At 33.4% G+C, this 13213-nt stretch carries 9 protein-coding genes; 6 read left to right on the top strand and 3 right to left on the bottom strand.

What is annotated here, in order from left to right:
• Positions 1 to 71: 71 nt before the first annotated feature.
• The 3 genes from N1F78_RS07195 to panC are packed head-to-tail and all read right to left on the bottom strand — an operon-like array spanning position 72 to position 2252.
• Entirely contained in the window at positions 72 to 1031 is a 960-nt protein-coding gene (locus tag N1F78_RS07195) for a lysylphosphatidylglycerol synthase transmembrane domain-containing protein (protein WP_406685497.1), read from the bottom strand.
• 5 nt (positions 1032 to 1036) lie between these two features.
• Positions 1037 to 1387, bottom strand: coding sequence for an aspartate 1-decarboxylase (gene panD, locus N1F78_RS07190; RefSeq protein ID WP_406685496.1), 351 nt, complete (start codon positions 1385 to 1387; stop codon positions 1037 to 1039).
• A 13-nt stretch (positions 1388 to 1400) separates the two neighbouring features.
• A complete protein-coding gene (gene panC / locus N1F78_RS07185; RefSeq protein ID WP_406685495.1) occupies positions 1401 to 2252 on the bottom strand; it encodes a pantoate--beta-alanine ligase in 852 nt (283 codons plus the stop codon).
• A gap of 199 nt (positions 2253 to 2451) precedes the next feature.
• Between panC and N1F78_RS07180 the strand changes: the two genes are divergently transcribed.
• The 6 genes from N1F78_RS07180 (at position 2452) to atpD (ending at position 13183) form a co-directional block, all read left to right on the top strand.
• Positions 2452 to 3261 carry a glycogen/starch synthase gene (locus N1F78_RS07180; RefSeq protein WP_406685494.1) on the top strand — a complete coding sequence of 270 codons (810 nt, stop codon included), beginning with the start codon at positions 2452 to 2454 and terminating at the stop codon, positions 3259 to 3261.
• 28 nt (positions 3262 to 3289) lie between these two features.
• Positions 3290 to 4957 (top strand): DUF4270 domain-containing protein, encoded by a 1668-nt coding sequence (locus N1F78_RS07175; RefSeq protein WP_406685493.1) that lies wholly within the window; start codon positions 3290 to 3292, stop codon positions 4955 to 4957.
• Positions 4958 to 5113: 156 nt separating this feature from the next.
• A complete protein-coding gene (gene glmS / locus N1F78_RS07170) occupies positions 5114 to 6961 on the top strand; it encodes a glutamine--fructose-6-phosphate transaminase (isomerizing) (RefSeq protein ID WP_406685492.1) in 1848 nt (615 codons plus the stop codon).
• Positions 6962 to 7138: 177 nt separating this feature from the next.
• Positions 7139 to 9916 carry a TonB-dependent receptor gene (locus N1F78_RS07165; RefSeq protein WP_406685491.1) on the top strand — a complete coding sequence of 926 codons (2778 nt, stop codon included), beginning with the start codon at positions 7139 to 7141 and terminating at the stop codon, positions 9914 to 9916.
• Between the two features lie 19 nt (positions 9917 to 9935).
• Positions 9936 to 11504 (top strand): G-D-S-L family lipolytic protein, encoded by a 1569-nt coding sequence (locus N1F78_RS07160; protein WP_406685490.1) that lies wholly within the window; start codon positions 9936 to 9938, stop codon positions 11502 to 11504.
• Positions 11505 to 11674: 170 nt separating this feature from the next.
• The gene (gene atpD, locus N1F78_RS07155; protein WP_406685489.1) at positions 11675 to 13183 is read left to right on the top strand and encodes a F0F1 ATP synthase subunit beta; all 1509 of its coding nucleotides are present in this window, start codon (positions 11675 to 11677) and stop codon (positions 13181 to 13183) included.
• The last annotated feature ends 30 nt before the right edge of the window (positions 13184 to 13213 follow it).

Genomic DNA, 13213 nt, shown 5'->3' with positions numbered 1-13213 from the left:
GGTTATAATTTTAAAGTCACAAGTTAAGAAATTAACTAACAGGTTAAAACGCTCCTACTAATTTTGAACGGCTATTTATTACTTTTCCTGTTGTAAATGGGAAGATAAACTAGTGATAACCCTCCAAAAATAATAATTAAAAGTGTTTGAGAAGCCCACATAATCCATCCAAAAGCTCTACTTGGGTCTTCGTGAATATTAAATAATAAAAAAGCCAACACAATAGCCTCGGGGTATGATCCAACACCACCATTGGTCGCAGCTATACTAAAACTTGCTGCAATAAACCCTATTAAAATTGCAGAAAACGGTATTTCCATGGTTTGCTCTAATGAAAAAGAAGTTACATAAAACATGAGTAAATACATTGCCCATATAAATAGTGTATGAAAAATATATGCCCATTTCTTTTTCATTTTAAAAATACTTAACACGCCTTCAATTAAACCGCCAACAAAAGTCTTAATTTTTAATGCTACTTTAGAGGAACTAGTCCTTATATACTTTATGAAGAATAATACTGCAACAACTAACCCCAATAAGCCAATGAAGATTTTGACTGGATTGAATTTGTCAACTAAGAAATCATAAATAAAATCGAATTGTAAAAAAAGAGTTACGCTAATAATACCAAGCATGACCATCATATCCGCAACTCGCTCAGCTACAATAGAACCAAAACCTTTTTCAAAAGGAACGTCTTCATAATTTGTTAAAACAGATGCTCTAGCAACTTCACCAGCCCTAGGAATAGTATAATTAATTAAATAAGCTGCAAATACAGCCATAATACTATTGTTAAGTTTTACATTGTAACCCATTGGTTCCAATTGGAATCGCCAACGGTAGGCTCTTGACAAATGACTTAAAAGCCCAAAAAACACACCAAGACTAACCCAAGTATAGTCAGCTTTTTTAAAATAAGAAATAAGTTCTTCAATAGAAATCCTAGAAAGTGAATACCAGACTAAAAAAACTCCCAATAATAATGGGAGTGTAATTTTTAGTGTTCTTTTTATTTTTGGATTCAATGATTTTACTTTAATAAGTTAGTGGCCTCATCCGGGAATACCAAAGATGGTTTAAAAACTTTTGCTTCTTCAATATCTAATACAGCATAAGTTATTAAAATTAGTGTATCACCAACAGAAACTCTTCTTGCGGCAGCTCCGTTAAGTGTTATTTCTCCGCTTTTCCGTGGACCAGGTATACAATAGGTTTCTAAACGTTCTCCATTATCATTATTTACAATTTGAACTTTTTCACCTTGAATAATGTTAGCAGCATCCATTAGGTCTTCATCTATGGTAATACTTCCTATATAGTTAAGGTCTGCACCTGTGCATTTAACCCTATGAATTTTTGATTTTACTACGTGAATTTGCATTCGGCAAAGATAATTAATTTAACGCGATATTATCAATTAGTCTAATATCATCTGCATATACAGCTATAAACGCTCTATACTCTTTTTTGTTAGATTTTCGTTTAACTGGTTTTAAGGATTTAGCATCAGCAATAATAAAATATTCTAATTCTAGTAAATCATGATTAGAAAACTGATTCTCAACCCATTCTGAAACTTTATTAGCACTTTTTATGCCAAATTGTTGTTTGGCAATTGTTAAAGTTTTATAAATAAATGGCGCAGCATTCTTATATTCTGGTTTTAACCTAGTATTACGAGAACTCATTGCCAAACCGGTCGTTTCTCTATGAATTGGGCAACCCACTATGTTTACAGGAATAGCATGCTTTTCAACAAGCTTTTTGATTATTTGTAATTGCTGAAAATCCTTTTCACCAAAATAGGCATTGTGTGGTTTTACAATTTCAAAAAGACGTTTTACTATAGTACCAACCCCGTCAAAATGTCCGTGACGAAATTTCCCCTCCATTTCAAATTCTAACCCATCAAATTCAAAACTTTCAGAAACTGTATTCCCCTCATAAACATCGTCAACCGTTGGCGCATAAACTAAAATACGCTCGTTAGAAAGTGTTTTTAATAACGCAATATCACTTAGTAATGTTCTTGGGTATTTTTTTAAATCATCACTATTATCAAATTGGGTTGGGTTAACAAAAATGCTAACAACAACCTTGTCATTGTTTTTCAAAGCCCGTTGAACCAAAGCTAGATGACCTTCATGTAATGCTCCCATTGTAGGAACTAACCCAATTACCTGCTTTTTTGTTTTCAAAAGCGCTACGGCTTTAATAATTTGTTTCTTTTCTGAAAAACTCTCCACTTTTTAATAAAAAATTAACGCCTGCAAACTTAAGATTTTACAGTCAATTTGCATAAATTTTTGTACTTTTGCGTGTTTTTTATTTTGATTTTACAAATATGAGCCTTGTTTTAAAACAGGCTTTAATAATATATTAAAAAATAAAAATCGTTAATCACTGGTTAAAATGGTTATCTAAATAACCAATAAAAACAAACATATGAAAGATAAGAGGATATTATACGTATCATCTGAAGTAGTTCCTTATTTACCTGAAACCGAAATTTCATCAATGTCGTTCGAAGCTCCTAGGTTGGTTAATCAACAAGGTGGGCAAATACGCATTTTTATGCCTAGATATGGTAATATTAATGAACGTAGACATCAATTGCATGAGGTGATAAGGCTTTCTGGTATAAATTTGGTTATTAACGATTTAGATATGCCACTTATAATTAAAGTAGCATCCATTCCCAAAGAGCGTATTCAAGTTTATTTTATTGATAATGATGAATACTTCAAAAGAAAAGCGACTTTAACAGATGAGGATGGCAATTTATTCTCAGATAATGATGAGCGTGCAATTTTCTTTGCAAAAGGAGTTATAGAAACTGTTAAGAAACTTAATTGGGCACCGGATGTTATTCACGTACATGGGTGGTTAGCTTCTTTATTACCAGTTTACCTAAAAGAATATTATAAAGACGAACCTTTATTTAACGAAAGTAAAATTGTTACTTCGGTTTACAATCAAAGTTTTAACAATTCTTTAAATAAGGACATGCTTAATAAGATTAAATTTGACAACATAAACGATGATGCCATTAATGTTTTAGAAGAACCATCGTATAATAATTTAATGAAAATAGCTATTGATTATTCTGATGCATTAATTGTAGGCTCTGAAAATATACCTGAAGACTTAGAGAACTATTTAAATGCAACTGAGAAACCTATTTTGGAATACACGAATAAAGATGAATTTGGTGAGGCATATACTACGTTTGTTAATAATTCCGTTTTAAGCTAACCTAAACATTTTCATTTTAAGCACCCCTATGAAAAAGATTATTAAAGCTCTGGAAATCCCAGCTATCATTCTGTTATTTATCACATCATTTGTAGCCTGCGATAAAGATTTTTATGTTTTAGAAAGTAGTGTTTTAGGAAAAGACAATAGTAATTTCAGCACAAACGTAGATACTTTCCCTATTATCTCATACAATAAAAAGCTAGATTCAATACAAATAAACAATTTACCTGCAAGTTTGTTAGGTTTCTATAATGATCCAGAGTTTGGAGAGACTACTGCAAGTATTATTGCACAAATTACCCCTACGCTTTATGATCCAGATTTTAACACCAACCCAGTTATAGACTCTGTTGTTTTAAACGTACCTTATTACAGCGAAGTAACTGGTCTTGATGATGAAGGAAACTCTATATATTCAATTAGTGATTCTTTATACGGAAATCCTATTCAACCATTTAAACTTTCTATTTATGAGAACGGTTATTTTTTAAGAGATTTTAACCCAACTAATCTTGATGAAACCCAAAATTACTACTCGCATGCTAGTAATGGAAGCACCAATAATTATGCTCGCACAGAAAATGTTTTAATCAATTTTGATGATTTTAAAGGAGATCTAATAAATGAAACAACTTTTATTCCTAGCAACGAAGCCATAGAAACTTGGGTTATATCAGACTCTGACACCACTAAAACTTTAACAGCCCCTGCACTTCGTTTAAAACTAGACAATGCTTTTTGGCAAACAGCAATCATAAGTAAACAGGATACACCAGAACTAAATAATGAGAGTAATTTTAAAAATTATTTTAGGGGACTTTATTTTAAGGCTGAAGCTGTAAATAATAATGGGAGTATGGCTCTTTTAAATTTTGGTTCTACAGATGCAAAAATAAGTATTCACTATTCATATGATGATGATGGAGACCAATTACAAGGAACCTACACTTTTAATTTTACTGGAAACAGATTAAACACTTTCATAAATAATTATAGTAAAACTTTAATTAATGGAGACAAAATCAATGGGGACGATGAATTATTCTTAAAAGGAGGTGAAGGCTCTATGGCTATAATTAATTTGTTTGATGGTATGTCTGAATATACGGATGAAGATGGAAATACATCAACTCTACCAGCTTTAGAAGCTTTTAAAAAAACTTACAGATCCTTAGACAATAATGGGGATTATGTTCAAAATGAATTAACTGGAGAATTCATTTTAAAGCAACTTATTAACGAAGCTCATTTAGTTATATATGAAGGAGAGGTAAACACTGGTGGTATTGAAGATTTTCATAAATATGATAGACTTTATGCTTATGATATTAAAAATAATACACCACTTATAGATTATTTTACTGATCCTATAGAAAACTCAACTTCACCTGTAATTTCTAAAATAGTTCATTTAGGCGTAAGAGACACAGTTGAAAAAAAGTTTAAAATTCGCCTTACTGATCACCTAAATAATATTTTACTTAGCGATTCAACTAATACCAAAATTGGTTTAGTTTTATCCTCAAATGTTAATATAGTAACCAATTCAGAAATCTTAAAAAGTGAAGATGTTGTTTCTGAGGTTCCAACGGCATCAATTATAGCTCCCAGAGGTACCGTTCTGCATGGTAGCAATAGTTCTACAATTGATAAAAGAATGGTTTTAAAATTATTTTTCACAAAACCCGAATAGTAACATACTCATTATTAGTTAGGTGTGATCCTAATTGTTTTTTTATGAATTTCATCGTAAAAAACAATTATTTCATATAATAATTAATCTTGTTTGCTATTTATTTTACATATTTGTACTTCTTTAATTTTAAACCCAAATTTAAATTAATTACTTATGTGTGGAATAGTTGGATATATTGGTCATAGGGAAGCTTACCCTATTATTGTTGAAGGTCTCAAAAGATTAGAATACAGAGGCTATGATAGTGCTGGAATTGCTCTATTTGATGGTACAGACTTAAAAGTATCAAAGACCAAAGGAAAAGTAGCAGATTTAGAAAATCTTTCAGAAACTGAAATTACAAAACATGGTAATGTGGGTATAGGTCATACTCGTTGGGCCACACATGGCGTTCCTAATGACGTTAATTCCCATCCTCATGTTTCAAATTCTGGAAACCTGGTTATAATTCATAATGGTATAATTGAAAATTACGAATCTTTAAAAAAGGAATTAATCAGTAGAGGCTATACATTTAAGTCTGATACAGATACCGAAGTTCTAATAAACTTAATTGAAGACGTAAAAAAACAAGAAAAAGTAAAGCTTGGAAAAGCTGTTCAAATTGCTTTAAACCAAGTTATTGGAGCATATGCGATTACAGTTTTTGACAAAAATAAACCTGAAGAAATTGTTGTCGCTCGTTTAGGAAGTCCTTTAGCAATTGGAATTGGTGAAGATGAATTTTTTATTGCCAGTGATGCATCTCCTTTTATTGAATACACTAAAGACGCTATTTATTTGGAAGATGAAGAAATGGCAGTTATTAGGTTTCATAAAAAAATTAAAATAAGAAAAATTAAAGATGATTCCTTAGTAGACCCTTATGTTCAAAAACTTCAGATGAACCTTGAAGAGATCGAAAAAGGTGGTTATGACCATTTTATGCTGAAAGAAATTTATGAGCAACCTAAAGCAATAAAGGACACATATAGGGGAAGACTTTTAAGAGATCAAGCTATAATTAAAATGGCTGGTGTTGAGGATAATATGAAAAAATTCCTAAACGCTAACAGAATAATTATAGTTGCCTGTGGTACATCATGGCATGCTGGATTAGTAGCAGAATATATATTTGAAGATTTAGCAAGAATTCCTGTTGAGGTTGAATATGCTTCAGAATTTAGATATAGAAACCCCGTTATAACAGAAAATGATGTTTTAATTGCTATCTCTCAATCAGGTGAGACGGCGGATACGCTAGCCGCAATTAAGTTAGCAAAATCTAAGGGTGCGTTTGTTTTTGGAGTTTGTAATGTTGTTGGTTCATCAATTGCAAGAGAAACTGATGCAGGTGCTTATACTCACGCAGGACCTGAAATTGGTGTTGCTTCAACAAAGGCATTTACAACTCAAATAACAGTATTAACCTTAATGGCTTTAAGGTTAGCTAGGGCTAAAGGAAGTATTAGTAGCTCAGACTATCGTCATCATCTATTAGAATTAGAATTGATACCTAGTAAAATTGAGGAATCTTTAAAGTCTGATGACCACATTAAAATAATTGCTGATATCTATAAAAATGCTCCTAACTGCCTATACTTAGGAAGAGGTTATAATTTCCCAGTGGCATTGGAAGGAGCCCTAAAGCTTAAAGAAATTTCATATATACATGCTGAAGGTTACCCTGCTGCAGAAATGAAACATGGACCTATTGCATTAATTGATGAAAATATGCCGGTTATTGTAATAGCTACCAAAAAAGGGCATTACGAAAAAGTAGTTAGTAATATTCAGGAAATCAAATCTAGAAAAGGAAAAATAATTGGTATTGTTACTGAAGGCGATGTTCAAGTAAAAAACCTTGCAGACCACGTTATTGAGGTTCCTGAAACCCTAGAACCACTTACACCTCTATTAACAACAATACCTCTTCAACTTTTATCATACCACATTGCTGTTTTACTTGAAAAAAATGTAGATCAGCCTAGAAATTTGGCTAAATCTGTTACAGTAGAATAACATAATATTCATAAAATAAAAACCCTAGCAAACTAATGTTAGGGTTTTTGTTTTCAAAACGTAATTAACAAAAACATAATTTTTAGGCGCTTTTTTTGTTAAATTATATTATGCGCGCATAGTTTTTTGCGATTTTATTTATATATTGCCTTTTTAACTAAAACTAATTCTAGCTAAATGAAGACAACAATTCTCTTTTTTTTGTTATTTTTCTGTTGTTTGACATTTTCTCAAACAACAATTACTGGTTCCGTTACGGATAATAATGGCCAACCACTTCCTGGTGCCAATATTATCATTCTTGGAACGACTACAGGGGTAGTTACTGATTTTGATGGCAACTACACTTTAACTTACTCTCAAAACCCACCATTCACAGTTCAGGCTAGTAGTGTAGGTTTTGAGTCTTCTACACAAAAAGTAACAGACAATAACCAAGAAATTAATTTTGTGCTTACAGAAGGGACTTCTCTCGATGAAGTGGTTATTTCTGCCTCGAGAACACCTGAACGTATTTTTGAATCACCAGTTACCGTTGAGCGCTTTGGTTTAAAAGAAATTAAAAATACGGCATCTGCTGATTTTTATGATGGTTTAGAAAACCTAAAAGGTGTGGATGTAAATACTAATAGTTTAACTTTTAAATCTATTAACACCAGAGGTTTTGCAACTTTTGCTAACAACAGGTTTATGCAATTGGTTGATGGTATGGATAATTCTACTCCAGCCCTTAACTTCCCTATTGGAAATTTAGTGGGTATGATTGAAACCGATGTTCAGAGCGTAGAATTATTACCTGGTGCTGCTTCTGCCTTATACGGAGCAAATGCATTTAATGGAATTCTTTTTATGAGAAGTAAAAATCCATTTGATCACCAAGGAATTAGTACGTATTATAAGCAAGGGGTAACTTCTCAAAAATCTGCAGGAGACAATAGTTATGTAGATTTTGGAATTAGAGCCGCCCATAAGTTTAATGAAAAATTTGCAGCTAAAATAAACTTTGGGTATTTAAAAGGAACTGATTGGGCCGCTACAAGTGAAGTAGACAAAACAACAATTGGTGGTACTAGAGCAGATTTAAATTATGATGGTATTAATGTTTACGGTGATGAAGTTGCAACTGATATTAAAGATGTTGCTGTAACTCTTGAAGGTCTAGGTGTTATACCGGCTGGTGCCAATGCTTTAATTCCTTCTGTAATTGTTAGTAGAACAGGTTATAACGAACGTGATTTAACAAATTACAATGCTGAAAGTGTTAAAGCTGATTGGGGGTTATATTATAGACCTTGGGAGGACGATTTTGAAATTCAATATGTTGGTAAAGTAGGAACAGGTTCAACTATATACCAAGGAACAAACAGATATAATATTGCTAATTTCTTCCAACAACAACATAAATTAGAAATAAGAAACGACAACTTTTTCTTAAGAGGGTATATAGTATCTGATAAAGCTGGTGATTCTTATGATATGGTTTTCACGGGAATTAATATAAATAGAGCGTGGAAAGATGATAACACTTGGTTTGGGGAATATACAGGTGCTTATTTAACAGCTACGTTATCTGGAGCAAATGATACGCAAGCTCATGCTGCTGCAAGAGCGCAAGCAGAATCTGGTCGTTATTTACCTGGTTCTCCTGAATTTATTTCTGCCTTTAATAGAAGTATTAATGACCCTAATTTAGAAACTGGTTCTAAGTTTCAAGATGCCTCTAAGTATTCTCATATTGATGCCAATTACAATTTTTCACATTTAGTTGATTTTGCTGATATCCAAGTAGGTGGTTCTTACAGACAATATAGTTTAAACTCTTCTGGTACAATTTACACCGATTTTGATGGACCAATTGATTACTCTGAGTTTGGTCTTTACTCTCAAATTCAAAAAAATATTGAAGTAACTAACGCTGTAGATTTAAAACTTACAGGATCAATTCGCTACGACAAATCAGAGTTTTTTGACGGCTTTTATTCTCCTAGAATTTCCGCCGGAGTAACTGTTAATGAAAATCATAATTTTAGAGTTTCTGCTCAAACTGGATTTAGAAACCCAACAACTCAAGATTTGTTTATTGGTTTAGATGCGGGTCGAGCTGTTTTAGTAGGTGCTGCTCCAGATAATTTAGACCGTTGGTCTAGAACACATAATATTAGTGGTGGTGGACAATTATTAGGACAACCGTCTACAATTGCTCAAACTGGTGCTGCAGCCTATAATAACTCATATACTGCTAGTTCGGCTTTAGCACTAGCAGCAACTGGAGACCCTTCAGTTTTAGAGGTGGCAAATCCTAGTTTGGTAAAACCGGAACAGGTTACATCTGGTGAAATTGGGTATAGAGGAAAGTTTAATAAATTTATAGTAGACTTAAGCGCTTATTATAATAGTTATAAAGATTTTATTTCTCAAGAAGTGGTAGTTTCTCCATTATACGGTACAGTAGGTGACGGATCATTATCCATTGCAGCATTAGCTAATGGTGACAGTCAAGCCTTTAGTACCTATACTAACTCTGAAGCTGATGTGAATTCATATGGTGCATCAATTGGAATAACAACAAAAGTTTTTGGAAACTTTGACCTAGGTGGAAATTACACCTTTGCCAAGTTAGATTTTGATCGCTCACTTTATCCAGATTTCACAACAAATTTTAATACACCTGAACATAAATTTAAAGCTTCATTTGGAAATACTGAATTGTTTAAAAACTTTGGGTTTAATGTAGCCTACAGATTTAGTGATGATTATTTTTGGGAAGCTACTTTTGGTAATGGTGTTGTTCCTGAGTTTCATGTTCTAGATGCTCAAGTGAGTTTAAAAATACCTAGTTTAAAATCTACTTTAAAAGCTGGCGGTACTAATTTAACGGGGGAAGAATACTTCACAGCTTTTGGAACTGGTTTTATAGGTTCTATGTACTATATCTCATGGACAATTAACAACTAATAATTATAAAAAAACTATTATGAATACAAAATATTTTTGGCTGTTAATTATCTTATTAGGCTTAACAGCTTGTAACGAAATAGAAGATGTTTTAGAAGACAACAATATAGATACTACAGTTGTAGTTTTACCTTCATTAACAGCAGGAACCGCTGATTTCTCTAATTATGTGTCTTTAGGAGCCTCTTTTACCTCAGGTTTTACAGATAACGCATTATTCAAAGCAAGTCAAATTAACTCATTTCCTAACATGTTGGCTCAAAAGTTTGGTATGGCAAACGGAGGTGATTTCACTCAGCCACTAATGAATGATAATTTTGGTGGTTTGGCAATTAATGGAAACAGAATTACTGAACCAAGATTAGTTTTTGGAGGGGCGGGACCTGTTTCCTTAGAATCTGTTATAGGGACTGTAACCGTTTCTACAGATATTGTTTTAAATAACCCAAGTGGTCCATTTAACAATATGGGAGTCCCGGGAGCTAAGAGCTTTCATTTGTTATCAAATAGCTATGGTGATTTAGCTGGTGTAGGAATCTATTCTAATCCTTATTTTGTTAGGATGGCATCAAGCTCTTCCGCAACGGTATTGGGTGATTCAATGACTCAAAACCCAACATTTTTTACGTTGTCTGAAATAGGAGGTAACGATGTTTTAGGTTATGCTCTTTCGGGCGGAAGTGGTGTAAATCAATCTGGGAATTTAGACCCATCAACTTATGGAGGTAACGATATAACGGACCCCAACGTTTTCGCAAATGTTTTTAACACTCTTGTTACCACTTTAACTAGTGGTGGAGCTAAAGGGATTGTAACAAATGTGCCAAATATTACAGATTTGCCTCATTTCACTACTGTACCTCATAACCCTATTCCGTTAGACGCTGGCACAGCAGCATTTCTTAATAGCCTTTCGGCTTACGGAGCTTACAATGCTGGTATTGTACAGGCCTTTGCCTTTATGGTGGCTAATAATTTAGTTACTCAAGAGATAGCAGATGAACAAATTGCAAAACGTACAATTGTATTTGAAGAAGGGGAGACTAATGCTGTTGTAATTATGGATGAAGACTTAATAGATTTAACTTTTATAAACCCGGCACTTATTAATATAAGACAGGCCACAGCCGAAGACTTGTTGGTTTTGTCATCATCTTCATTTATTGGAACTGAAGCTATCCCTGGAAACCCACAAACCGTTAACGGGGTGGCAATTCCATTAGCAGACAAATGGGTGCTGACACCAGAAGAACAAATGGAAATATCAACTGCCACAAGTGCTTTTAATACTACTATTTCAAGTATAGCATCATCAAATGCAAACGTGGCATTAGTAGATTTGAATCAAATACTAAATGACGCCAGAGCAAATGGCGTTGTCTTTGATGATTACACTTTGCAAACGGCTTTAGTAACTGGAGGTTTGGTAAGTTTAGATGGAGTACATTTAACTGCAAGAGGTTATGCCTATATGGCAAATAAATTTTTACAAGCCATAGATGCTGAGTTTGGAAGCAATTTTGAAGCTTCTGGAAACCTATTAAAGGCAGGAGATTTTCCAACAAACTATTCGCCTACATTACAATAAAATACGTAAATAAAACACTATTTAAAACACCTTCACCTTGAAGGTGTTTTTTTATTCCAAAAAAGAATATAAAAAGAGGTTTATTTTTTAATTAAAACCCATATATTTGCACGCGAAAACTAAACCATGTTTTCATACAATTAAATTGCATAATATTAAACACATAAGTAATGTCTAAAGTTACAGGTAAAGTTGCACAAATAGTTGGTCCGGTAATCGATGTTGAATTCGCTGCTGGAACAGAACTTCCAAAAATTTATGATTCATTAGAAATTAAAAGACCTGATGGTGCTACATTAGTTTTAGAGGTACAATCTCACATTGGTGAAGATACCGTAAGAACTATTGCAATGGATTCATCTGATGGTTTAAGTAGAGGTACAGAAGTTACTGCAACTGGCGCACCTATTCAAATGCCAATAGGTGACGATGTTTACGGACGTTTATTTAACGTAATTGGTGATGCCATTGATGGTTTAGGAGATTTACCTAAAGCTAATGATGACGGCTTACCTATTCACAGACAAGCTCCTAAATTTGAGGATTTATCAACTTCAACTGAAGTTTTATTTACAGGTATTAAAGTAATTGATTTAATTGAACCCTATGCAAAAGGTGGTAAAATTGGATTATTTGGTGGTGCTGGTGTAGGTAAAACAGTATTAATTCAGGAGTTAATTAATAATATTGCAAAAGGACATGGTGGTTTATCTGTATTTGCTGGTGTAGGTGAAAGAACTCGTGAAGGTAATGACCTTTTAAGAGAGATGTTAGAGTCTGGAATTATTCGTTACGGTGATGATTTCATGCATTCTATGGAAGAAGGTGGATGGGATTTATCTAAAGTAGATAAATCTAAAATGAAAGAATCTAAAGCAACTTTCGTATTCGGACAAATGAATGAGCCTCCTGGAGCACGTGCTCGTGTAGCATTATCTGGTTTAACTATTGCTGAGTATTTCCGTGATGGTGCTGGAGATGGACAGGGTAAAGACGTACTTTTCTTCGTAGATAACATTTTCCGTTTTACTCAAGCTGGTTCTGAGGTTTCTGCACTTCTTGGTCGTATGCCTTCTGCGGTAGGTTACCAACCAACTTTAGCAACAGAAATGGGTGCAATGCAAGAGCGTATTACTTCAACTAAAAAAGGATCTATTACATCTGTACAAGCGGTTTACGTACCTGCAGATGATTTAACTGACCCTGCTCCTGCTACAACCTTTGCTCACTTAGATGCAACAACAGTATTATCTCGTAAAATTGCTGAGTTAGGTATTTACCCTGCGGTAGACCCATTAGATTCTACTTCAAGAATTCTTACAGCCGATATTTTAGGAGACGATCATTATAACTGTGCACAACGCGTAAAAGAGTTATTACAACGTTATAAAGAATTACAAGATATTATTGCTATTCTTGGTATGGAAGAGCTTTCAGAAGAAGATAAATTAGCCGTATCTAGAGCTAGACGTGTTCAACGTTTCTTATCTCAACCATTCCACGTAGCAGAACAATTTACTGGTATTCCTGGTGTTTTAGTAGATATTAAAGACACTATAAAAGGGTTTAACATGATTATGGATGGTGAATTAGATCACTTACCAGAAGCGGCATTTAACCTTAAAGGAACTATTGAAGATGCTATTGAAGCTGGAGATAAAATGTTAGCTGAAGCGTAAAATTGCTATAAGTTAAACTTAAAGCGAAAA

The sequence above is a fragment of the Seonamhaeicola sp. MEBiC01930 genome, from assembly GCF_045277075.1.
Taxonomy (GTDB): Bacteria; Bacteroidota; Bacteroidia; order Flavobacteriales; family Flavobacteriaceae; genus Seonamhaeicola.
Note: the sequence above shows the minus strand (reverse complement) of the source record. Positions and strands in the feature narration are given on the sequence as shown.